This window comes from Sphingomonas sp. Xoc002 (genome assembly GCF_050408055.1).
GTDB lineage: Bacteria > Pseudomonadota > Alphaproteobacteria > Sphingomonadales > Sphingomonadaceae > Sphingomonas > Sphingomonas yabuuchiae.
In genome coordinates, this window is sequence record NZ_CP191175.1 from 42,501 (window position 1) to 63,473 (window position 20,973).

At 66.5% G+C, this 20,973-nt stretch carries 23 protein-coding genes; 12 read left to right on the forward strand and 11 right to left on the reverse strand.

Going from position 1 to position 20,973, the window contains the following annotated elements:
- Positions 1-61: 61 nt before the first annotated feature.
- Positions 62-2,323, forward strand: coding sequence for a catalase/peroxidase HPI (katG, locus tag ACQR50_RS00220; protein WP_428969355.1), 2,262 nt, complete (start codon positions 62-64; stop codon positions 2,321-2,323).
- A 51-nt stretch (positions 2,324-2,374) separates the two neighbouring features.
- Entirely contained in the window at positions 2,375-2,725 is a 351-nt protein-coding gene (locus ACQR50_RS00225; RefSeq protein WP_428969356.1) for a thiol-disulfide oxidoreductase DCC family protein, read from the forward strand.
- A 31-nt stretch (positions 2,726-2,756) separates the two neighbouring features.
- Here ACQR50_RS00225 and ACQR50_RS00230 read toward each other — a convergent pair whose 3' ends face one another.
- Positions 2,757-3,446, reverse strand: coding sequence for a Crp/Fnr family transcriptional regulator (locus tag ACQR50_RS00230; protein ID WP_428969357.1), 690 nt, complete (start codon positions 3,444-3,446; stop codon positions 2,757-2,759).
- A gap of 211 nt (positions 3,447-3,657) precedes the next feature.
- On the opposite strand from ACQR50_RS00230, the gene murA reads away from it, so the two are divergent.
- Positions 3,658-4,938: a UDP-N-acetylglucosamine 1-carboxyvinyltransferase gene (murA, locus tag ACQR50_RS00235; RefSeq protein WP_428969358.1), complete on the forward strand. Its 1,281-nt coding sequence runs from the start codon at positions 3,658-3,660 to the stop codon at positions 4,936-4,938.
- Between the two features lie 131 nt (positions 4,939-5,069).
- On the opposite strand, the gene ACQR50_RS00240 is transcribed toward murA, so the two are convergent.
- Positions 5,070-5,786, reverse strand: a complete 717-nt coding sequence (locus tag ACQR50_RS00240) for a LytTR family DNA-binding domain-containing protein (protein WP_428969359.1) — start codon at positions 5,784-5,786, stop codon at positions 5,070-5,072.
- 191 nt (positions 5,787-5,977) lie between these two features.
- On the opposite strand from ACQR50_RS00240, the gene ACQR50_RS00245 reads away from it, so the two are divergent.
- The gene (locus tag ACQR50_RS00245) at positions 5,978-6,505 is read left to right on the forward strand and encodes a DUF2306 domain-containing protein (protein ID WP_428969360.1); all 528 of its coding nucleotides are present in this window, start codon (positions 5,978-5,980) and stop codon (positions 6,503-6,505) included.
- On the opposite strand, the gene ACQR50_RS00250 is transcribed toward ACQR50_RS00245, so the two are convergent.
- Together ACQR50_RS00250 and ACQR50_RS00255 are read right to left on the reverse strand one after the other, a co-directional pair.
- Entirely contained in the window at positions 6,502-8,094 is a 1,593-nt protein-coding gene (locus ACQR50_RS00250; RefSeq protein ID WP_428969361.1) for a cisplatin damage response ATP-dependent DNA ligase, read from the reverse strand. The two genes, ACQR50_RS00245 and ACQR50_RS00250, sit on opposite strands and share 4 nt — an antisense overlap.
- 7 nt (positions 8,095-8,101) lie before the next feature.
- Entirely contained in the window at positions 8,102-8,287 is a 186-nt protein-coding gene (locus tag ACQR50_RS00255) for a DUF1328 domain-containing protein (protein WP_007407044.1), read from the reverse strand.
- 184 nt (positions 8,288-8,471) lie between these two features.
- Between ACQR50_RS00255 and ACQR50_RS00260 the strand changes: the two genes are divergently transcribed.
- Entirely contained in the window at positions 8,472-9,200 is a 729-nt protein-coding gene (locus ACQR50_RS00260; protein WP_428969362.1) for a Crp/Fnr family transcriptional regulator, read from the forward strand.
- Between the two features lie 52 nt (positions 9,201-9,252).
- Here ACQR50_RS00260 and ACQR50_RS00265 read toward each other — a convergent pair whose 3' ends face one another.
- The 3 genes from ACQR50_RS00265 to ACQR50_RS00275 all read right to left on the reverse strand — a co-directional run bounded on the left by ACQR50_RS00265 (position 9,253) and on the right by ACQR50_RS00275 (position 10,781).
- Positions 9,253-9,750, reverse strand: coding sequence for a Dps family protein (locus tag ACQR50_RS00265; protein ID WP_409665373.1), 498 nt, complete (start codon positions 9,748-9,750; stop codon positions 9,253-9,255).
- Between the two features lie 102 nt (positions 9,751-9,852).
- Positions 9,853-10,410, reverse strand: coding sequence for a hypothetical protein (locus ACQR50_RS00270; protein ID WP_428969363.1), 558 nt, complete (start codon positions 10,408-10,410; stop codon positions 9,853-9,855).
- An 11-nt stretch (positions 10,411-10,421) separates the two neighbouring features.
- Entirely contained in the window at positions 10,422-10,781 is a 360-nt protein-coding gene (locus tag ACQR50_RS00275; RefSeq protein WP_428969364.1) for a hypothetical protein, read from the reverse strand.
- Positions 10,782-10,953: 172 nt separating this feature from the next.
- Between ACQR50_RS00275 and rpmG the strand changes: the two genes are divergently transcribed.
- Complete coding sequence (rpmG, locus tag ACQR50_RS00280; RefSeq protein ID WP_007407030.1) at positions 10,954-11,121, forward strand: 50S ribosomal protein L33; 168 nt, start codon at positions 10,954-10,956, stop codon at positions 11,119-11,121.
- 249 nt (positions 11,122-11,370) lie between these two features.
- Here the strand turns inward: rpmG and ACQR50_RS00285 are convergent, their stop codons facing one another.
- The gene (locus ACQR50_RS00285; RefSeq protein ID WP_428969365.1) at positions 11,371-12,261 is read right to left on the reverse strand and encodes a LysR substrate-binding domain-containing protein; all 891 of its coding nucleotides are present in this window, start codon (positions 12,259-12,261) and stop codon (positions 11,371-11,373) included.
- A 262-nt stretch (positions 12,262-12,523) separates the two neighbouring features.
- Here ACQR50_RS00285 and ACQR50_RS00290 point away from each other — a divergent pair, with 262 nt between their 5' ends.
- Positions 12,524-14,815 (forward strand): CDC48 family AAA ATPase, encoded by a 2,292-nt coding sequence (locus ACQR50_RS00290; RefSeq protein WP_428969366.1) that lies wholly within the window; start codon positions 12,524-12,526, stop codon positions 14,813-14,815.
- 152 nt (positions 14,816-14,967) lie between these two features.
- Here the strand turns inward: ACQR50_RS00290 and ACQR50_RS00295 are convergent, their stop codons facing one another.
- Entirely contained in the window at positions 14,968-15,285 is a 318-nt protein-coding gene (locus ACQR50_RS00295; protein ID WP_428969367.1) for an antibiotic biosynthesis monooxygenase family protein, read from the reverse strand.
- Positions 15,286-15,433: 148 nt separating this feature from the next.
- Between ACQR50_RS00295 and ACQR50_RS00300 the strand changes: the two genes are divergently transcribed.
- Positions 15,434-16,048, forward strand: a complete 615-nt coding sequence (locus ACQR50_RS00300; RefSeq protein WP_056438713.1) for a class I SAM-dependent methyltransferase — start codon at positions 15,434-15,436, stop codon at positions 16,046-16,048.
- Between the two features lie 127 nt (positions 16,049-16,175).
- Here the strand turns inward: ACQR50_RS00300 and ACQR50_RS00305 are convergent, their stop codons facing one another.
- Positions 16,176-17,363, reverse strand: a complete 1,188-nt coding sequence (locus ACQR50_RS00305) for a phospholipase D-like domain-containing protein (RefSeq protein ID WP_428970744.1) — start codon at positions 17,361-17,363, stop codon at positions 16,176-16,178.
- A gap of 147 nt (positions 17,364-17,510) precedes the next feature.
- Here ACQR50_RS00305 and rpoZ point away from each other — a divergent pair, with 147 nt between their 5' ends.
- Positions 17,511-17,855: a DNA-directed RNA polymerase subunit omega gene (gene rpoZ / locus ACQR50_RS00310; RefSeq protein ID WP_042486773.1), complete on the forward strand. Its 345-nt coding sequence runs from the start codon at positions 17,511-17,513 to the stop codon at positions 17,853-17,855.
- A gap of 122 nt (positions 17,856-17,977) precedes the next feature.
- Here rpoZ and ACQR50_RS00315 read toward each other — a convergent pair whose 3' ends face one another.
- The gene (locus ACQR50_RS00315) at positions 17,978-18,304 is read right to left on the reverse strand and encodes a hypothetical protein (protein WP_428969368.1); all 327 of its coding nucleotides are present in this window, start codon (positions 18,302-18,304) and stop codon (positions 17,978-17,980) included.
- Positions 18,305-18,449: 145 nt separating this feature from the next.
- Between ACQR50_RS00315 and ACQR50_RS00320 the strand changes: the two genes are divergently transcribed.
- From ACQR50_RS00320 to ACQR50_RS00330, 3 genes are all read left to right on the forward strand, one after another.
- Positions 18,450-18,923 (forward strand): hypothetical protein, encoded by a 474-nt coding sequence (locus tag ACQR50_RS00320; protein ID WP_428969369.1) that lies wholly within the window; start codon positions 18,450-18,452, stop codon positions 18,921-18,923.
- Positions 18,924-19,056: 133 nt separating this feature from the next.
- Positions 19,057-20,004 (forward strand): MCP four helix bundle domain-containing protein, encoded by a 948-nt coding sequence (locus ACQR50_RS00325; RefSeq protein ID WP_428969370.1) that lies wholly within the window; start codon positions 19,057-19,059, stop codon positions 20,002-20,004.
- A gap of 12 nt (positions 20,005-20,016) precedes the next feature.
- Positions 20,017-20,889, forward strand: a complete 873-nt coding sequence (locus tag ACQR50_RS00330; RefSeq protein ID WP_428969371.1) for a methyl-accepting chemotaxis protein — start codon at positions 20,017-20,019, stop codon at positions 20,887-20,889.
- Positions 20,890-20,973 lie beyond the last annotated feature (84 nt).

Here is a 20,973-nt window from a genome sequence, read left to right on the forward strand (position 1 = left end):
GGGCTTGCCAAGTCTTTGCACGCCCAGCCTTTTTACCAGATGAACCCGGAGAGCTTGCGGCATGGAAGACTATAAGACGGTACTCGAAGGCAAGTGCCCCTTTGGCGGCGACCGGATCGGGGGTGCCTTCACCACGCCGCCGACGCTGGCCGAATGGTATCCCAATCGCCTGCGCGTCGAGCAGCTGCACCGCCACGGCCCGCGCGCCAATCCGCTGGGGGAGGATTTCGATTATCGCGCCGCCTTCGCCAAGATCGACCTCGATACGCTGAAGGCCGAGATCAAGCGCTTCCTGACCAGTTCGGTCGCGTGGTGGCCGTCCGACTATGGCAATTACGGGCCGCAGATGATCCGCATGTCGTGGCATTCGGCGGGCAGCTATCGCATCGCCGACGGGCGCGGTGGTGCTGGCGAGGCGATGCAGCGTTTCGCGCCGATCAACAGCTGGTGGGACAATGGCAATGTCGACAAGTCGCGTCGCCTGCTCTGGCCGATCAAGCAGAAATATGGCGCGGCGCTGTCCTGGGCCGACCTGATCGTCCTGACCGGCAATTGCTCGCTCGAGATCATGGGGCTGCCGACCTATGGTTTCGGCGGCGGGCGCGAGGATGCGTGGGAGGCCGATGACGCGACCTATTGGGGTCCCGAAGTCTTCGACATGACCCAGGTCGACTCGTTCGACGAGATGGTCAACCGCGACAAGCGCTGGCGCGGGCAGAATGGCGATGCGGATTACGATCTGGAGCAGCCGCTGGCCGCCTCGCACCAGTCGCTCATCTATGTGAACCCCGAAGGCCCCTATGCCAGCGGCGATCCGATGGCCTCGGCCCGCGACATCCGCATCACCTTCACCCGCATGGCGATGAACGACGAGGAGACGGTGGCGCTGATCGCGGGCGGTCATGCCTTCGGCAAGAGCCATGGCATGGTGAAGGCCGACCGCATCGGCGCGCCGCCCGAAATCGCCGCGATCGAGGAGATGGGGCTGGGCTGGCACAACCCCGAGGGCACCGGCAATGCCGAGTTCACCATGACCAACGGCATCGAGGGCAGCTGGACCCAGAACCCGACCCAGTGGGACAACAGCTATCTCGAAAACCTGCTGGGCCTGGAATGGGAACAGACGCGCAGCCCGGCGGGTGCGCTGCAATGGACGCCGGTCAGCGGTGACGCGCCGCGCACCCCCGACGCGCATATCGAGGGCAAGAGCCATGCGCTGATGATGATGACCAGCGACATCGCGCTGAAGGTCGATCCGGTCTATCGCCCCATCTGCGAGCGGTTCCTGACCGACTTCGACTATCTCACCGAGCAGTTTTCCAAGGCTTGGTACAAGCTGACCCACCGCGACATGGGGCCGCGCGAGCGTTATGTCGGCCCCGAGGTCACGATCGAGCCGGACCTGCTGTGGCAGGATCCGATTCCGACGCGCGATTACGAACTGATCGACGCCGCCGACATCGGGGCGTTGAAGCAGCGGATCCTCGACAGCGGCCTGTCGGTGTCGGACCTGGCCTTCACCGCCTTTTCCGCCGCCGTCACCTATCGTGACAGCGACAAGCGCGGCGGCGCCAACGGTGCGCGACTGGCACTTGCCCCGCAAAAGGACTGGGCGGTCAATCGCCGCACCGTGCCCGTCATCGCGCGCTTGCGCGAGATCATGGGGGCGTTCAACGACGGGGCGACCGGCGGCAAGCGCGTGTCGCTGGCCGACCTGATCGTGCTGGGCGGCTGCGCGGCGGTCGAGAAGGCGGCGGCGGATGCGGGCGTCGCGCTGGAGGTGCCGTTCACCGCCGGGCGTCGCGACACGACCGACGAACTGACCGATGCCGACAGCTTCGAATGGCTGAAGCCGGTGGTCGATGGTTTCCGCAACTATGTCGACGATCACTTCGCCGAGGTGACGGCGGGCCGTGTCGCCCCCGAGGAGCTGTTCCTCGACAAGGCGGCGCTGCTGAAGCTCAGCGCCCCCGAATGGGTGGTGCTGACCGGCGGCCTGCGTGCGCTGGGGGCGAATTGGGACGAGAGCGAGGCGGGCCTGTTCACCGACCGGGTGGGCGTGCTGAGCAACAACTTCTTCCGCGTGCTGACCAGCATGGACTATGTCTGGACCAAGACGGACGAGGCGGGCTTGGGCTTTACCCTGGACGACCGGGACAGCGGTGAGACGCGCTATACCGCCACGCGTAACGACCTGGTCTTCGGGGCCAATTCGCAGCTGCGCAACATCGCAGAATTCTACGCTGCCGAGGACGGCCATCCCCGCATGGTCGGCGACTTCGTGAAGGTCTGGAACAAGGTGATGACCGCCGATCTTTTCTGATGGTGGAGGCGGCCCGGTCGCGATCGGGCCGCCCTTGCCGGAGAGAAGGGCATGACGACCGTCACCGTCTGGTATGATGCCGCCTGTCCGCTGTGTCGCCGCGAGATCGCGGTGATGCGGCGGCTGGATCGGCGTGGCCGGATCGAATTCGTCGCGATCGGCGGGGAGGGGCCCGACCGTTGCCCGATCGACCGCGACACGCTGCTGGCGCGCTTTCACGCGCGGGAGGATGGCCGGATGCTGTCGGGCGCGGCGGCCTTTGCCGCAATGTGGCGGGCGATCCCGCTCCTCCGGCCGCTGGGTCTGGCGGCACGCTCGCCCCGGATGCTGGCATTGCTCGAGCGCGGTTATCGGCGCTTTCTGAAGGTGCGACCGCGCCTGCAACGTTGGGCGGGACCCTGACCGTTCCTCCCCTCACCGGAGGGGAATGCACTCAATGCCCCGGCGGCAGCCAGCTGAGGTCCAGTCCCTCGAACCGGTCGATATAGCCCGCTTCGCGCACCAGCCGTGCTTCGTCGAGCAGGTGGACACGCCCGCCCTCGCGCTTGATCAGCCCATCGTCCTCCAGCTGGCGCAGCATACGGTTGACGTGGACGGCGGTCAGCCCGATCGCGTCGCCCATCTCCTCCTGGGTCAGGCCGGGGGCGAAGGACGCGGCCACCTCCATGCCCGCCTGGCGCATCTGGCCGCGCAGCGACAGCAACAGCGTCGCCACCCGCACCCGCGCCGAGGTGCGGCCGAGACCGGCCAGCCGGTCGGTGGTGATGACCCGCTCGATCTGGTTGAGCACCAGGATCAGGCTGAACAGGCGGGGATGCCGGGTCGCCAGTCCTGCGATCTGGCCCCGGTCGAAGGGACAGACGATCGCGTTGGACACCGCCACCACCGTATCGGGCGAACGGCCATAGACCAGCGCCGACAGCGCGAAGAGGTCGCCGGGAAACAGGAAGCGCACCACCTGGCGGCTGCCATCGTCGAGCAGGACATAGCACATCAACATGCCCTGCTGCACGACGAACAACTCGTCGCTGCGCGCCTGTTCCTCCATCAACACCGCACCGCGCCGGATCGCCTTTGGTCGATCCTCCAGCCGTGCCAAGGCCTCACGCTCGGCCGGGGTCAACGAAACCCATTTGTTCAGGCGATCCGCTAGCCCGCAATTTGACACTGACACCTCATCCCCGGAGCGGACGAACGCCTTAGCCATCAAGGGTGCGACCACGCATTAATATCGATCAACCGGCCCTTTTCTTGCCATTTCCTGCTCTTTCGCCATGGGAGGATGGGGCACGACCCTTGGCGATGCCCGCCACGTCCGCTAGGAGAACGGGTCTATGGACCGTATCCTTATTCGCGGCGGCAACCGGCTGTCGGGTCGCCTGAAGATCTCGGGCGCGAAGAACGCCGCGCTCACCCTGATGCCCTGCGCGATCCTGACCGACGAACCGGTCACGCTGCGCAACCTGCCGCGTCTGGCCGATGTCGACGGGTTCGGCCATCTGCTGAACCAGATCGGCGCGTCGACCCGTGTCGAGGGGACGCGGCCGGAGGATTTCGGCCGGGTGATGACGATCCGGGCGGGCCAGCTCTTCTCGACCGAGGCGCCGTACGACATCGTGCGCAAGATGCGCGCCTCGATCCTGGTGCTCGGCCCCATCCTGGCGCGCGCGGGCGAGGCGCGGGTATCGCTGCCCGGCGGCTGCGCGATCGGCAACCGCCCGATCGACCTGCACCTGAAGGCGCTGGAGGCGATCGGCGCGGAGATCGAACTGACCGCCGGTTACGTCAAGGCCAGCGCGCCCGGCGGCCGCCTGTCGGGCGGGCGCTACACCTTCCCGGTGGTGTCGGTCGGCGCGACGGAGAATGCGCTGATGGCCGCCGTCACGGCCAAGGGCACCTCGGTGCTGGGCAATGCCGCGCGCGAGCCCGAGATCGTCGACCTGTGCCGCTTGCTGATCGCGATGGGCGCGCGGATCGACGGCGTCGGTACCGAGACGCTGACCATCGAGGGTGTCGACCGGCTGCACGGCGCCACCTATTCGGTGATGCCCGACCGGATCGAGGCGGGCAGCTATGCCTGTGCCGCCGCGATCACCGGCGGTGACCTGGAACTGGTCGGCGCCTGTGCCGAGGATATGCGCGCCACCTTGTCCGCGCTGACCGAGGCGGGCGTGACGGTCGAGGAAGGCCGCGATTCGATCCGGGTGAAGGCCGACGGCCCGCTCCAGCCGCTGACCCTGTCGACCGCGCCCTATCCGGGCTTCGCCACCGACATGCAGGCGCAGTTCATGGCGATGCTGTGCAAGGCGGAGGGCACCAGCACCCTGACCGAGACGATCTTCGAGAACCGCTACATGCACGTGCCAGAGCTGGCGCGGATGGGCGCGGACATCCAGGTCCATGGCCGTACCGCGATGGTGAAGGGCGTGAACAAGCTGACCGGCGCGCCGGTGATGGCGACCGACCTGCGCGCCTCGATGAGCCTGATTCTCGCCGGTCTGGCCGCCGAGGGCGAGACGTCGGTGTCGCGCGTGTACCATCTCGACCGCGGTTACGAGCGTCTGGAAGAGAAGCTGTCGGCGGTCGGCGCGGATATCGAACGCGTCGGCGACTAACAACTTGTTCCTCCCCTGCAAGGGGAGGGGGACCGCCGCGAAGCGGTGGTGGGGGGTGTCAGCAGCAGCGTTGACACCCCTCCGTCAGTCCTACGGACTGCCACCTCCCCTTGCAGGGGAGGAATGACGGGCTACCACCAGCCCTCGGCCTCCAGCACCGGCACCATCGCGCGCGATACCCGCGCCTCGACCCCGCCGGTCAGGACCAGCCGCACCCCGCGCCCCTCGCGATGCGTCTCGCGAACGGCACCCCGCGCCACCCACCAGCTGCGATGCACCTGCGCGCCGATCAGCGGCGCGACCTCCTGTACCGCGTCACGCATCCGGAGCAGGATCAGTTCCGACCCATAGGCGCCGTGGACGCGCAGATAATGGTCCTCCATCTCCAGCGCGACGATGTCGGGGCCGAAGCCGGGCGGGAGGCGGTCGAGCAGCGCGGGGCGGGGGGCTGCAACCGGCGCGGCGGATGCAGCCGGCTCCGGCGCGACAGTCCGTCGCGTCTGCCCATACCAAAGGAGCAGGCTGGCCAATCCCCCGATCACCAGCACATTGCCATAGAGCAGCAGCGCCCGATCCGCATCGGGCCAGCGCAGCGGTTGGCCAAGCCGCTCGACCCACCAGACGATGACGCTCATCGGCACGCTGGCCAGAATCGCGGCGGCGGCCCAGCCCGCCATTTCAGGCAGATGCAGTCGCGCCGCCATGACCAGCGCGCCCGCCATCATCGGCTTGTAAAGTGCATAGCCCGCCAGCATCAGCGCGATCCAATAGGTCAGCCGATAGGCGAAGCTCGCGTCGAAGGTCCCGAACGGTCCCAGCACCGCGAGCAGCAGTCCGACGCCGATCATCAGCGCGATATCGATCACTATGCGGCGCGAGCGGGGCATCACGGCCCCGTGCCTATGGCCAATTGGCGCTTCGCGAAATGGCAAATCGGCCGGTCCACGAAGGGAAGCCGCCGATCCACGCAGCCGGGCTGGCATGGGATCGATGGGGCGGCAGGAAAGGGACGACCCTTTTTCGATCAGGATTTCGACCGATGACAAGCCTTTCGATCGCCACCCCGAACCGCCGCCCTTTCGATACGTCGCCCGCCGCCCGCGCCGCGATCCTGCTTGCAGGGGGCACCTTGTCGCTGATGGCGGTGGTCGCCATGGCGCGCGGTGCGCTCGGGCTCTCGCCGACCCTGGCGCGGACGCATGACGTGGCGGTGTGGATTCATCTCGGTTCGGTCCTGCCCGCCCTGCCGCTGGGGCTCTATGTCCTGCTGGCGCGCAAAGGGGATGCGCGGCACCGGATGCTGGGCAAGCTCTGGGCGGTGCTGATGGTGATCGCGGCCCTTTCCGCCCTGGCGCTGCGCGACCTGAATCACGGGCAATTCAGCTTCATCCATATCTTCGTGCCCGTCACGCTGATCGGACTGTGGCGCGCGATCGCGACGGCGCGGGCCGGGCGGATCGACACGCATCGCAAGGTGATGGTCGGCCTGTATCTCACCGGTCTGATCGGCGCGGGCTCCTTCGCCTTCCTGCCCGGCCGGGTGATGGGGACGTGGCTGTTTGGTTAAGTCACCAGCCGCTTGAGCGTCTCCACCCGGTCGGCTTCGGCGGCGGGCTTGTCGGTGCGGATGCGGGCAATGCGAGGGAAGCGCATGGCGACGCCGGACTTGTGGCGCTTCGAATCGTGGATCGAATCGAACGCGATCTCGAGCACCAGCGTCTTTTCCACCTCGCGCACCGGACCGAAGCGGTGGACGGTATGCGCCCGCACGAACCGGTCGAGCTGGCGCAATTCCTCGTCGGTGATCCCCGAATAGGCCTTGCCGACCGGCAGCAACTCGCCCTCCTCGGTCCAGCAGCCGAAGGTATAGTCGCTATAATAGCTCGAACGTCGGCCATTGCCGCGCTGCGCATACATCATCACGCAATCGGCGGTCAGCGGGTCGCGCTTCCATTTGTACCACAGGCCGACGCGTCGCCCGCCGCTATAGGGAGAATCGCGGCGCTTGAGCATCACCCCCTCGATCGCGGCATCGCGCGCGGTGGCGCGCAAGGCTTCCAGCGCGGTGAAGTCCTCCGCCTCGATCACCGCGCTGACGTCGAACCGCTCGGGGTCGAGCTTGGCGGCGAACCCCTCCAGCCTCTTGCGCCGCTCGGTCCAGGGCAAAGCGCGGACATCCTGGGTCCCGTCGACCAATATGTCGTAGAGCCGGACAAAGGCGGGGTAATCGGCCAGCATCTTGGCCGACACCGTCTTGCGCCCGAGCCTTTGCTGGAGCGCGTTGAAGCTGGCCGCGCCGCCGCCATCCTCCAGCGTGCCACCCTGATGCTCGCCCTTGACCAGCAGCTCGCCGTCGACCGCGCCGATCGCATCGAAAGCGCTGGCGACATCGGGAAAGGCGTGGGTCACATCATCGCCGGTCCGGCTGTAGAGCCGGGTCTGGCCTGCGACATGGACGATCTGCACCCGGATGCCGTCCCATTTCCATTCGGCGGCATAGTCGGTCAGGTCGACCCGCAGATCCTCCAGCGGATGGGCGAGCATGAAGGGGCGGAAGACCGGCACATCGGCGGGCGTCGGCTGCGCGCCTGTGCCCTCGCCCCAGGCGAACAGCTCGGTATAAGGCGGCGACAGGCCGTGCCAGACCTCCTCGACCGCCTCGACATCCAATCCGAAATGTTGGGCGAAGGCGGTCTTCGCGAGCCGAGCGGACAGGCCGATGCGCAGGCCCCCCGTCGCCATCTTGAGCAGTGCGAACCGCTCCTCGGCGGTCGACCGGTCGAGCATGTCGGCCAGCACGGCGGGCGCGTCGGAACGCGACAGGTGCCGCAGCCGCTCGACTACATCGCTGACCGATAGGGGCTCGGGATCGAGCGGCCGGTCGGGCGCGGGCCAGAGCAGGGCGACCGTTTCGGCGGTATCGCCGACATAGTCGCGGCTCATGCGGAACAGCACGGGGTCCACCCGCTGCTCGATGAGCGCGCGGATCAGCGCGGGCTTGACGCCCGGCAGGTCGAGATCGCCCGTCAACGCCGCCATCGCCCAACCCCGGTCGGAATCGGGCGTGGCGGCAAGGTAATCCGCGACCAGCTTCAGCTTGGCGTTGCGCGAGCGCGTATAGATCAGCGCATCGAGCAACGCCGCGAATTCGCGCATCGGGGGATCAGTCGATCGCGTTCTTCACAGACTTGCCCGCGACCAGCCCGAGCACGAGGAAGATCACGAACAGCGCGATCGCGATGAAGAACAGAATCTTGGCGATCCCGACGAACGCGCCGCCAATGCCCCCGAAACCGAGTGCCCCCAGGATCAATCCGACGACGAGGAAGGTGATGGCAAGCTTGAGCATGGGGTAATCCTCCTGACCTGATAAGGGGTTAACTGGCGGGGAGGGTTGGTGTTCCGGTTACGGATGATCGGATGGGCCGGTTCGAAACACCGGGCAGGGTCGGTCATCTCCATCGCCACCGATTTTCCAATCTTATGCCAAGTCATTGGCAAGCGCGGCGGTGCCGTGTGAAAGGCCGGTCATCATGTCCTATCCGATCCACCGCTTTCAGGCCATCTGCCGCCTGACCCCCGCCGAAGAACGGCATCTGACGACCTTGGGCGATGCCGAGGTCGTGCGGCGGCGCGGCGAGACCTTTCAGCGGGAAGGCGATGCGCCGGGGGGCTTCCATCTGCATGTGCGCGGCTGGATCAGTTCGTCCATCCTGCTGCGCAGCGGGCATCGGCTGATCCAGAAGATTCATCTGCCCGGCGACATATTGGGTACGCCCAGCATGGTCCTGCCCCAGGCCGCCGACACGCTGACCGCGATCACCGAGGCGGTGACGGCCTTCGTGCCCTATGAACGCTTCGGTCAACTCTTTACCCAGGCCCCACGTCTGGCCGCCCTGTTCACCATTGCGGTGCAGATGGAGCGGCTGGCGCTGATGGACGTGCTGGCCGTGACCGGCAACGCCTCGGCGCGCGAACAGCTGGCGCGGCTGCTGGTCGATCTCCATGCGCGGCTCAGCCCGATCGGAATGGTGCAGGATGACAGCTTTCATCTGCCGCTGACCCAGGAAGTTCTGGGCGACCTGCTCGGCCTGACCGCGGTGCACGTCAACCGCACGATCCGGGGCATGGAAGCCGATGGGATCATCTCGCGCGAGGGGCACCGGGTGCGCCTGCTGAACCTGCCCGCCCTGCGAGAAATCTCGCCGCTGCCACCCCGGCGCCCGCAGTTCGAACCGGCATGGCTGCCCACGCCGCTATAAAAAAGGCCCCGGTATCGACCGGGGCCTTTTCGTATCGGGTCGGGGAGGGCGATCAGCCCTTGCGACCGGCCTCGAACAGGAACCAGGCGCGTTCCTCGGCCTGGTCGGTCCATTCGTCGACGATGCCGCTGGTGGCATTGTCCTTGGCCTCCTCGGCGGCGTCCTTGACCGCACGGAAACGCTCGACCAGCTTCAGATTGTCGTCGCGCAGTTCGACCAGCATGTCGGCGGCCGACACGAATTCGCGGTCATTGTCGACGATGGTCTGGCGGCGAGCGATGTCGCCGATCGAACGCAGCGTGACGTTGCCGGTCTTGCGCACGCGCTCGGCAATGGCGTCGGTCACGCCCAGGATCTGCGCGGCCTGATCGTCGAGCATCAGGTGATAGTCGCGGAAATGCGGGCCCGAGACATGCCAGTGGAAATTCTTGGTCTTCAGATAAAGCGCATAGCAATCGGCCAGCGCGCCGTTCAGGGCGTCGGCGACGCTGGCGGTGGCGTTGCGATTGAGGTCGGTCGGCGTATCGAGCGCCGGATTGATATCGGACATGGACATGCTCCCGCTGTCTGAGGAATCGTTGCGTTAACGATCCGATGGCCCAATGGCTCCCCCGCTGTCCATGTACAAAGCCTGCGCTGTCTGATCGACCGCCTAGATCAATCCCTTGGCCGAAAGCGCGATGACGATGCCGATCAGGATCATGATCGCGCCGCCCGTCATCCGGATCGGTCGCCACGCCAGCCTGCGCCACTCGCGCGCACCCAGCAGGATCGCCGGTATCAGGGCGCCGAGCATTCCCAGCATCGCGCCCGGCCAGGCCGCCCAGGGCAGGGGCGAGCGTGCGGCGGCGACCGCGACCAGCACCAGCCCGGATTCCATCAACAGGATCGTGCCCGCCCCCAACAAGGCGGTGCCGAACACCCCCAGCCGGACCGAGCCGAAGGACGAACCGGCGCGCGGCAACCGCCCCATCATGCCGAGGCCCACCAGCACCAGCGCGACCGCCAGCAACAGGCTGCGCGCCTCAGGCGTCACGTGCGGTCCCAGCAATATCCCGATGCGAATCGCCGCCGCCGCCAGCAATCCCTGCGCCAGCAGGACGCCTGCCAGGACCGGCAGGGCACTGTCCGTCCGTTCCGCCAGCCTTTCGGCAAAACCGCTCAGCCGCCCGCCCGCCTGTGACAGGAGCGTGGCGACCAGGACGATCATCAACGCATCCATCAGCTGGCCAGACGTACCGAACAGGCCTCTGCAAAGGCGTTGGCGGCCTGCCAATCCTGCCGCTCGCTGGCGATGGCGTCGCTCAGGATCGCGAACCAGCCATGGACCGGCGCGGGTTCGTCCTGCCGCATGAGGGCGCGGTCGATGAAATGGGTGACAGTGACGGCGGGGACCAGCCCGTGGCGATGGGCGATGCGGCGAATCGCCTCCACCCCGTCGATCAATTCGGCCGCCTGCGCATAGGGGGCGGACACGTCGAGCGCGGCGATTCGCGCCCAGAGCTGGTCGCGAATCTCGGCGGAGCTGATGCCCGCATGGGGTGATTCGCCCGGCTCCATCGTGATGGTCATCCCTCTCATGCCCGCCCCGATAGCGGGAAGCGGCACGGTTTCCATAGGGCCTTGGCCGTAAAGAGGGGCTTAAATCGGGTGAAATGCTTGACTCATGCAGGCCCATGGGCCATGGGCGGCCCTTATATAGCGGCGGCTCCGGCTGCCGCTTTCGCTTTTTCACGCATACAGGAACCAGGTCATGGCCAAGCCGACCACCGTCAAGATCAAGCTCGTCAGCTCGGCTGATACCGGCTTCTTTTACGTCACGAAGAAGAACCCGCGCACCAAGACCGAGAAGCTGAGCTTCAACAAGTACGACCCGGTCGTGCGCAAGCATGTCGAGTTCAAGGAAGCCAAGATCAAGTAATTTGCGGGCGGCGACCCCAGGGTCGCCCCGTGAGTCTTGAAGGCGTGAAGCCGCCGTCCGAGAGGACGCGCGGCTTTTTGTCGTAGGGTTATTTGCATTCCTGCGGGCCAAGCAGGCTCCCCCTCCCGCAGGCGGGAGGGGGCCGGGGGGAGGGTTTGGAGTCTCACCGAGACCGTCGCTCGTGGCTTTCCCTCCCCCATCCCCTCCCGCTTGCGGGAGGGGCGTGCTTGTGGCGGGTGTAGGGGAGTATCAACCCGCTTCCGGGTACAGCGTGCGAATCAGCCAGTCGTGGAACAGCTTCACCGACTTCAGCTGAAGCGCGCGCGGGCGGCAGACGAACCAGTGGCTGTACGGGCTGTCGACCTCGATATCGAACAGGCGGACCAGACGCGGATCATGCGCATGTTCGAAATGGCTGGCGTGCATGAAGGCGATGCCCAGCCCCTGCGCCGCGGCCTCCAGCATCAGGCCGCCCGAGTCGAAAAAGTCGATCGCCTTGGGTTTGATCTCGATCAGCCCGGCGGCTTGGCACCAGGCGGTGAAGGCGTCGGGCATTTCGCGGTGCAGCAGCGCGGTCATGCCGTTCATCTGCTCGGGGCGGAGTAGTGGATCCGGACCTTCGAGCAGCCGCTTGGCGCCGATGACATAGACTTTGTTGCGGTCGAGCCGCTTGGCATAGAGCGAGGGGTCGATGTCGCGACCCAGCGCGATCACCGCGTCCAGTCCTTCGCCCAGCCGCGCGATGCCATGCCCGGCGGTGTCGATATCCAGATGCAGTTCGGGATGCGCCGCGCGTAGCAGCCCCATATGGGGGAACAGCCGCTGCGACGCATAGAGCGGCAGCACGCCCAGGCGCAGGCGCAGCACTTCCTGCCCGCTGGTCATCGCCTCCACCGCATCCGACAATTGGTCGAGCAGCGGCGCGATCTGCTCCATCAGGCGCTGGCCCTCTTCATTGGGCACCATCGCCTGGTGCCGCCGGGCGAATAGCGGCTTGCCGACAAAGCGTTCCAGCGTCTGCACCCGGCGGCTGAGCGCGGGCGCCGACAGCGCCAGTTCCTCGGCCGCCGCCTTGATGGAGCCCAGACGCACGACCTGGACAAATGCTTCGATCGCACCCAGCGGGGGGAGCCTGCGCATGGCGTACCTGTACTCGTTGACCTATTGGGCAGAGAATTGCATAAACTGCAATCATAACCAAGCTTTTCGCACTTGCAACATAACGTGTCGCACCGCAAAAGGAACGGGCCTTTCAGGCATCCTCTCCTAAAAACTTTCACGGGCTGGTCGTTTCGATCGGCCCTTTTTTTTGCCTCGGCTCGGCCGTCCGCCCTTTTGCTCGCCGGAACCCGCCCCCACGTCCCGCGCTTTCGTGTTTCAGACACTTTGCCAAGGGACGATCATGGCCGACAGCGACGCGCCGACCCGCAAGATACAGGTGGCCAATAGCCGCCCCGAGGATTCGGGCCGGGGTCTCGCCCATGTCCCGCGCAGCCTGATGGCCGCGCTGGGCATCACCGAGGGCGACGTGGTCGAGATCGTCGGCAAACAGGCCACCCCGGCGCGCGCGGTCGCCCCCTATCCCGAGGATGAAGGCTTGGACCTCGTCCGCATTGATGGGTTGCAGCGCGCCAATGCGGGCGTCGGTTCGGGCGATTTCGTCGAGGTGCGCAAGGTCGAATCGAAGCCCGCGACCCGCGTCGTCTTTGCCCCTGCGCAACAGAATCTGCGGCTCCAAGGCTCGGCCCAGGCACTGAAGCGGACCTTCTTCAACCGGCCGCTCTGCCAGGGCGATGTGGTGGCCACGGCGGGGCAGCAACGGGTCACCAACATGCCGCCGGGCGTGGCGCAGTTCATGAACGCGCCCGCCTATGCGTTGCAGGAAATCCGCCTCGCGGTCGTCGCGGCCAGCCCCAAGGGGGTCGTCCATATCGACGAGAATACCGAGGTCGAGCTGCGTCCCGAATATGAGGAACCGCGCGAGGCGCGGCGGGCCGACGTCACCTATGACGATATCGGCGGCATGGCCTCGACCATCGACCAGTTGCGCGAGATGGTCGAGCTTCCCTTGCGCTATCCGGAATTGTTCGAGCGGTTGGGCGTCGAGCCGCCCAAGGGCGTGCTGCTCCACGGGCCGCCCGGCACCGGCAAGACGCGGCTGGCCCGCGCCGTCGCCAACGAGTCGGACGCCCAGTTCTTCCTGATCAACGGCCCCGAGATTATGGGCTCGGCCTATGGCGAGTCGGAGCAGCGGCTGCGCGAGATCTTCGAGGAGGCGACCAAGTCCGCCCCCTCGATCGTGTTCATCGACGAGATCGACTCGATCGCCCCCAAGCGCGACCGTGTGCAGGGCGAGGCGGAGAAGCGGCTGGTCGCGCAGTTGCTGACCCTGATGGACGGGCTGGAAGCGCGCGCGAACCTGGTCATCATCGCCGCGACCAACCGGCCCGAGGCGATCGACGAGGCGCTGCGGCGGCCGGGTCGGTTCGATCGTGAGATCGTGGTCGGCGTGCCCGACGAGCGCGGGCGGCGCGAAATCCTGGGCATCCATACGCGCGGCATGCCGCTGGGCGACAAGGTCGATCTGAACGAGCTGGCGCGCACCACTTTCGGCTTTGTCGGCGCGGATCTGGCCGCGCTGACCCGCGAGGCGGCGATCGAGGCGGTGCGGCGGATCATGCCGCGCCTGAACCTGGAGGAACGGACGATCCCGGCCGAAGTGCTCGACACGCTGTCGGTGACGCGCGAGGATTTCCTCGAGGCGCTGAAGCGCGTCCAACCCTCGGCGATGCGCGAGGTGATGGTGCAGGCGCCGACCGTGCGCTGGGACGATGTCGGCGGGCTCGACACCGCGCAGATGAAGCTGAAGGAAGGCGTCGAACTGCCGCTGAAGGACCCGGATGCGTTTCGGCGTCTGGGCATCCGGCCCGCCAAGGGCTTCCTGCTCTATGGCCCGCCAGGCACCGGCAAGACGCTGTTGGCCAAGGCGGTCGCACGCGAGGCGCAGGCCAACTTCATCGCCACCAAATCGAGCGACCTGCTGTCCAAATGGTATGGCGAGAGCGAGCAGCAGATCACCCGGCTGTTCGCCCGCGCGCGGCAGGTCGCGCCGACGGTGATCTTCATCGACGAACTGGATTCGCTAGTCCCGGCGCGCGGCGGCGGGCTGGGTGAGCCGCAGGTGACCGAGCGGGTGGTCAACACCATCCTGGCGGAGATGGACGGGCTGGAGGAACTCCAGTCGGTCGTTGTGATCGGCGCGACCAATCGGCCCAATCTGGTCGACCCGGCGCTGCTTCGCCCGGGCCGGTTCGATGAACTCATCTATGTCGGCGTGCCCGACAAGGCGGGGCGGCGGCGCATCCTGGGCATCCAGACCGCCAAGATGCCGTTGGCCGAGGATGTCGACCTGGATGACGTGGCGGCGCGGACCGATCGGTTCACCGGTGCCGATCTGGGTGACGTGGTGCGACGGGCAGGCCTGATCGCGCTGCGCAAGTCGTTAGGCGCGACTCAGGTCGATATGGCGGCCTTCGACGAGGCACTGACCGAGGCGCGGGCGAGCGTTACCCCGGAAATGGAGCGCGATTACGAACAGATCGCCGCCAAGTTGAAGCAGGAAGCGGCGGCGATCCAGCCGATCGGCTTCATCGCGCCGGGCATGCTGACGCCGCGAGGGGATAAGACGCCGTAGCCGAAGCTTAAGCCCCTCCTCCCGGCAGGGGGGAGGGGTTTGGGGTGGGGGCAGGGCCGCAAGCGATGGTCTCGGTGAGACTCCTTGCCCTCCCCCATCCCCTCCCGCCTGCGGGAGGGGCGTGCTGGTGGCGCGCTTTGGATTCCAAACGGCTAAGTTTGATCCCATTCATAACTCCGCCCGACTTGGGCCACCGCAACCTCATAGCGCGAATACCATTCCGCCCGCCCGCGCTCCCGGATCGCGGCATGGTCCGGGTGCGCCCGCCACGCCAACGCGCTGTCTTCGTCTGCCCACCAACTGACGGTGATCCCGATCCCATCCGCCCCGCGCGCACTGTCGACGCCACGATAACCCGGTTGCCCGGCGGCGAGGGCGTCCATCGCCTCCGCCGCCGCGGCATAGCCCGCCGCATCGCCATCCGTCCGCGTCGACACGAAAATCACCGCGATCTGCCCTGTCCGGTCCATGCCAAATCCCCCGTCGATCGAGTCCGCTTTGCGACGGAATGCACCGTGCCCGCGCAACCCAATAGCTTGAAAGTCGTTCGGCACCTGTGCGACGAGGGGGTTTCCCTCGCGCGTCCCTTACGCGGGGATCACGAACGACAGGAACTCGATGCCCAGCTCGACCACCGCCGCGCGCAAGTCCCGCACCGACGCCACGGGTTATCCGTCGCCCGGCCAGATGTTCTTTCAGCAGTTCCTGAAGCATCCGGTGATGGTGGGCTCGATCATTCCGTCGTCGGGCAAGCTGATCCGCAAGATGCTGGCCCCCGTCGACTGGGCCAACACCAAGTTGTTCGTCGAATATGGCCCCGGCGTCGGCACCTTCTGCCGCCCGGTGCTGGAACGCATGGCGCCCGACGCGACGCTGATCGCGATCGATACCAATGCCGATTTCTGCGACTATCTGCGCCACACGATCATCGATTCCCGCTTCAAGGCGGTGAACGGATCGGCGGCGGACGTGCAGAAGATCGTGCGCGACCATGGTTTCGACCATGCCGATTATGTCCTGTCGGGCCTGCCCTTCTCGACCCTGCCGCCCGGCGTCGGCCCGGCGATCGCACAAGGCACGCATGACGTGCTGCGCCCCGGCGGCGCGTTCCTGGTCTATCAGTTCAGCCCCAAGGTGAAGGACTTCCTGGTCCCGCACTGGTCGAACATCGACCATGACATGGAATGGTGGAACGTGCCCCCGGCGCAGCTCTACTGGGCCTGGAAGGACTGACACCCATTCCTCCCCTGTAAGGGGAGGGGAACCAGCGAAGCTGGTGGAAGGGTGTCACCCTCTCGATAGTGCGACACCCCTCCGTCAGGCCTGACGGCCTGCCACCTCCCCTTGCAGGGGAGGAATTTTAGTCCCCGTCAGGCGACTCGATCCCGAAATTGAGTCCCCGCGATACCGACGGGTCGATCACCGCGATCAGCAGGTACGCCGCAAACTGGCGCAGCCGCTGGAACCAGCCGGTATTGCGCTTGTACCAGTCGGGCGTGATCGCCTCCGACCGCGCGATCTCTCCGTCGATATAGGCGCGGACATGGGTTGCGAAGGCGGCGTCCTCGATCCGCAACATCAGTTCCAGATTCACGAACAGGCTGCGCATGTCGAAATTGGCCGAGCCGACGTGCACGGCGTCGTCGATCACGTATAATTTCGTGTGCAGCTTGGTCAGCTGATATTCGAAGATCCGCACGCCCTTGCGCAGCAGGCCCGCATAGGTGAAGCGCGCGGCGGCGATCGTCGCCTCGTTGTCGGACTTGCCGGCCGTCACGATCCGCACCTCGGCCTCGCGCCGCCCGGCCCGGTCGAGGCGGCGCAGCATGGTGGGGCTGGGGGTGAAATAGGCGGCGATCACGTCGATGCGTCGCCCCCGGCGCATATCGTCGCGCACGGTTCGCGCCCAGGGCGACAGCCGCCGGGTCGGCCCGCCGATCAACCAGCGCAATCTGCCCTTCGACTCGCTCCAATGCGCCAGCGCCTTGTTCAAATCGCGGAGGCGCCCCTTGGGATCCTCCGTCCAGGCGAACAGCGCATCGAAATACCCCGCCATCCGCGCCGCCGCCGAACCCTCGACCAGCAGGCCCAGATCGCGCCAGCTCTGGTCGGCGGGGGTGCCGAAGTAATCATCTTCGATATTGAAACCGCCGATGATGATCGAGGGGGAGGGTCCTTCGGCATCCGCCAGCGCCAGCTTCTGATGGTTGCGCAACAGATAGCGGCGGCCGAAGCGCGGCTCGAACCGCGACAGCCGCGCACCCGTCTCGACCAGCGGGCGGAAGAACGCCTCGTCCGCGCCCGCGCCGAAGCCGTCGACGATCACCGATACCGAGACGCCGCGCCGGGCCGCCGCGATCATCGCGTCGCGGACCCGCCGCCCGGTCTCGTCATCCGCATAGATATAATAGAGGATGCGCAGCGAAACCTGCGCCCCCTCGATCAGCGCCAGCACCGCCTCCAGTCGCCGTGGCCCCGTGTCGAGCAGGGTCAGCCGCTGCCCATCGACCTGGAAACCGGGCTGCTCGGGCGGATGGGGGGCGGAAATGGCGCGGCTCCTTGGGGTAGGTGATCCTGTCGAAAACGTAACGACCCAGGGGGCGGGGGCGTTGCAAGCCCAAGGCTTTTGACTTGGGCGGCCTTTGCTGCTAGGCGGCACGCTTTCATCCCAGCATTATTTGCGAAGGACACACGCATGGCGCGCGTCACCGTCGAAGATTGCGTCGACAAGATTCCCAACCGTTTCGATCTGGTGCTGTTCGCGGCGCAGCGGGCCCGTCAGATTTCGGGCGGGGCGGATCTGACCGTCGACCGCGATCGCGACAAAAACCCGGTCGTCGCGCTGCGCGAGATCGCAGAGGAAACGGTTCGTCCGACCCATCTGGAAGAAGCCGTGGTCAACAGCCTGCAGCGCGTCCAGATCGACGACGAGGACGAGGCGGATGACGTCGGCAGTCTGCAGGCCTCGGCCGAGGCGCTGCGCCTGACCGCCGCCGCTCCGCCGCGCAACCAGAATCTGGGTGCCGATTACGACGGCTGATCGGCTGCGGGCCGATCGCCCGGCGTGATCGCCCAGTGTATCGCCCAGTGTATCGCACAGCAAAAAGGGGCCGACGCTAACCCAGCGTCGGCCCCTTTTCCGTTGGGCGTCGGGGGAGGGGCTTACCAGCCCCAGCCGTGATGCCGCCACGAACCCCAATATTGCGCCTTCTTCGCCTCATGCGCGAAGCGGGCGGCCTGCTTGGCCTCCGACCGGCGGATCGAGGCGTCGTGCGCATAGGCGTTGGCGGCGCGGTAATCGCCATAATAGGCGGCTTCGTCGGCGGCGCGCTGGTCGCGGCCCGCCTGATAGGCGCGATACTGGGCATCCTGATGCGCCTGTTGCGCGGCATAGCCGTCATAGCGCCAGTCCTGCGCGCCGGCGGCGGTGGCCGTCAGCATCGCCCCACCGGCCAGGGCCACCAGCAATCCGGTCTTGAGCATCTTCATTGCCAGTTCCTCGAAACGTATTCGCTCCCGTATGGTAAGGATATTGCGGCATTTGATCTGAACGAAGCATGGCGGCGGCGTTCAGCCAATTGGCAGCTTGCGACGGGCGGGACGCCCTAGCGGCGGAAGGAACGGGAGAGCCAGGATGATCGCGGCATTGATCCTGCAAGCCAGCATCACCGGGCCGTTGCCCGATGATGTCTGGGCTGACATGACCTATGGGCCGTCACTTGCCTATAGTTCGGAAACCATCGCGTTTCTTCGCGACGAGACCAGTAGCATGGCGGATCCCCGCATCCTGCGCATGACCTTACGGCAACATGGCAAGCCGACCGTCACCATATGGGCCGACAGCCGGACATGTCCCGGCGCGGCCGAAGCCGTTCGCCATTTGCGATCCATCCCCATGCCGACACCGTCGCTGCCCAGTGACGCGACGGACCTGATCCTGGACGGTGTGGGCTATCGGGTCCGCTTCCGGGCCCATTACGGCTCGGAAATCGGGTTCCCCCTCGAGCTGAATTCGAATGTGGGCACGCCGCTTGCCGAATGGGTGAACCGGACGCGCGCGATGCTGAAACCCTGCTGGACGACGGCCCGTCCGGCAAAGGACCCGTGAGCCGGCCGGACGAGCAAAAGGTGTATGATTCGGGTGCAGCGCCTGTGGATAAGCCTGTCTAAGACAAGGGAAATATGATGTAGATTAATTTGAAAGGGTTTTCACCTAGCAAAAGCCGATCGGGAGACATGAAATGACGATCGGCACGAAACTGACCGCGTGCTTGGTGGCACTGGGTTTGATCATCGTGGGACTGGGCGGACTGGGACTGACCAGCATGACCGGCAGCGAAGCCGCCCTGACGACCATTTTGCAGGACCGGGTGGTTCCCCTGCGCGATCTGAAGATCGTGGCGGACAAATATGCGGTCGACATTGTCGACGCCTCTCACAAGGCGCGCAACGGCAACCTGGCATATCCGGACGCGGCCGATCGGGTGCGCCAGGGCATCATCACCCTGCACCGTCACTGGAAGCAATATCGGGCGACCGAAATCAATGCGCAGGAAGCGGTGCTCGCCAACGAGGCCGAGCGCAACATGCGGGTTGCCGACCAGCGGGTTGCCGAACTGGAAGGCATACTGGACCGCGGCGACCGTGCGGCGCTCGATGCCTTTGTGATCGGCGCGCTCTATCCCAGCATCGATCCGGTATCCGCGTCGATCGGCAAGCTGGTCGATCTTCAGATCAAGGTCGCCGAAGAGGCCGGCACCGAGGCGCGCGACCGGGCGGCGTTCAACCGCAAGCTGATGATCGGCCTGATGCTGGTTTCGGCCCTGATCCTGGGCCTGTCGATCCTGACCATCGCGCGTGCGGTGCTGGCCCCGGTCAAGCGGCTGGCCACGACCATCCGCGATCTGGCCCGCTCGAAGGGGACGGCCGCCGTTCCGCATCTGGAGCAGCGCGACGAGATCGGCGACATCGCGCGGTCGGTCGATGCCTTCCGCCAGTCGGTGGTCGATGCCGAGCAGGAAAAGGCCCGCGCCGCGTCCGAGGCGACCGAAATCCTGGGCCGCAGCCTGGCCGCGCTGGCGGCGGGCGACCTGACCTGCAAGATCGATACGCAATTCCCCGAAGGCTATGCCAAGCTGCGCACCGACTTCAACAGCGCGGTGACCGAGTTGAACACCACGATCGCCTAGGTGGCGGCCAGCGTGACCCAGATCCGTACCGGCGCGAGCGAGGTCAACCAGGCCTCGGATCATCTGTCGCAGCGCACCGAGCAGCAGGCCGCAAGCCTGGAGGAAAGCTCCGCCGCCATGGCCGAGGTCACCGATACGGTCCGCAACACGGCGAAGGACGCCGCCCAGGCCAGCGAGGTCGTGGGCAAGGCGCAGGAGGACGCCCAGCGCAGCGGCGAGGTGGTGCGCCGGACGGTCGAGGCGATCGCCCGCGTCGAACAGACCTCATCCGAAATCAGCGAGATCATCTCGGTCATCGACGGCATCGCCTTCCAAACCAATCTCCTGGCGCTCAATGCCGGGGTCGAGGCGGCGCGCGCGGGCGATGCGGGCAAGGGCTTCGCGGTCGTCGCCTCCGAGGTCCGCGCCCTGGCGCAGCGTTCGGCCGAGGCGGCCAAGGACGTCAAGGCAAGGATCAGCGCCAGCGCCCAGCAGGTCGAGGCCGGGGTCGCGCTGGTCGGGGAGACGGGGCGGTCGCTGGAACGCATCATCGGGCGTGTCGGCGAGATCAGCACGCTGACCCGGACGATCGCCAGCGCAGCCGAGCAGCAATCGACCGGCTTGCAACAGATCAACACCGCCGTCGCGGAGATGGATACCGTCACGCAACAGAATGCGGCGATGGTGGAAGAGGCCAATGCGGCGGCGCGCAGCCTGGCGAACGAGGCGGACATGCTGGCAAATCAGGTAGGGCGCTTCCGGCTGGACCGGACGAGCGCGGCCCCGATGGCGGCCCCGTCGCCGAGCCCGATGCCCATAGCACCGCAACCGAGCCGCAAGCTGCCTGCCCGGCACGGCAATCTGGAGCTGGTCGAACAGAGCGAGGACGACTGGGCCAGCTTCTGACCGGCTGCCTCCGGGCGGAACGCAGGGCTGCGGCAAAAGGGGATGTCCCGTCCCGGCGGTGACACCCCCTTTTTCGGCGAACGA

Coding starts and splice junctions, on each gene's coding strand:
- katG (WP_428969355.1), top strand. CDS start 62: ATGGAAGACTATAAGACGGTACTCGAAGGCAAGTGCCCCTTTGGCGGC.
- ACQR50_RS00225 (WP_428969356.1), top strand. CDS start 2,375: ATGACGACCGTCACCGTCTGGTATGATGCCGCCTGTCCGCTGTGTCGC.
- murA (WP_428969358.1), top strand. CDS start 3,658: ATGGACCGTATCCTTATTCGCGGCGGCAACCGGCTGTCGGGTCGCCTG.
- ACQR50_RS00240 (WP_428969359.1), bottom strand. CDS start 5,786: ATGATCGGCGTCGGACTGCTGCTCGCGGTGCTGGGACCGTTCGGGACC.
- ACQR50_RS00245 (WP_428969360.1), top strand. CDS start 5,978: ATGACAAGCCTTTCGATCGCCACCCCGAACCGCCGCCCTTTCGATACG.
- ACQR50_RS00250 (WP_428969361.1), bottom strand. CDS start 8,094: ATGCGCGAATTCGCGGCGTTGCTCGATGCGCTGATCTATACGCGCTCG.
- ACQR50_RS00255 (WP_007407044.1), bottom strand. CDS start 8,287: ATGCTCAAGCTTGCCATCACCTTCCTCGTCGTCGGATTGATCCTGGGG.
- ACQR50_RS00260 (WP_428969362.1), top strand. CDS start 8,472: ATGTCCTATCCGATCCACCGCTTTCAGGCCATCTGCCGCCTGACCCCC.
- ACQR50_RS00265 (WP_409665373.1), bottom strand. CDS start 9,750: ATGTCCGATATCAATCCGGCGCTCGATACGCCGACCGACCTCAATCGC.
- ACQR50_RS00270 (WP_428969363.1), bottom strand. CDS start 10,410: ATGATCGTCCTGGTCGCCACGCTCCTGTCACAGGCGGGCGGGCGGCTG.
- ACQR50_RS00275 (WP_428969364.1), bottom strand. CDS start 10,781: ATGAGAGGGATGACCATCACGATGGAGCCGGGCGAATCACCCCATGCG.
- rpmG (WP_007407030.1), top strand. CDS start 10,954: ATGGCCAAGCCGACCACCGTCAAGATCAAGCTCGTCAGCTCGGCTGAT.
- ACQR50_RS00285 (WP_428969365.1), bottom strand. CDS start 12,261: ATGCGCAGGCTCCCCCCGCTGGGTGCGATCGAAGCATTTGTCCAGGTC.
- ACQR50_RS00290 (WP_428969366.1), top strand. CDS start 12,524: ATGGCCGACAGCGACGCGCCGACCCGCAAGATACAGGTGGCCAATAGC.
- ACQR50_RS00295 (WP_428969367.1), bottom strand. CDS start 15,285: ATGGACCGGACAGGGCAGATCGCGGTGATTTTCGTGTCGACGCGGACG.
- ACQR50_RS00300 (WP_056438713.1), top strand. CDS start 15,434: ATGCCCAGCTCGACCACCGCCGCGCGCAAGTCCCGCACCGACGCCACG.
- rpoZ (WP_042486773.1), top strand. CDS start 17,511: ATGGCGCGCGTCACCGTCGAAGATTGCGTCGACAAGATTCCCAACCGT.
- ACQR50_RS00315 (WP_428969368.1), bottom strand. CDS start 18,304: ATGAAGATGCTCAAGACCGGATTGCTGGTGGCCCTGGCCGGTGGGGCG.
- ACQR50_RS00320 (WP_428969369.1), top strand. CDS start 18,450: ATGATCGCGGCATTGATCCTGCAAGCCAGCATCACCGGGCCGTTGCCC.
- ACQR50_RS00325 (WP_428969370.1), top strand. CDS start 19,057: ATGACGATCGGCACGAAACTGACCGCGTGCTTGGTGGCACTGGGTTTG.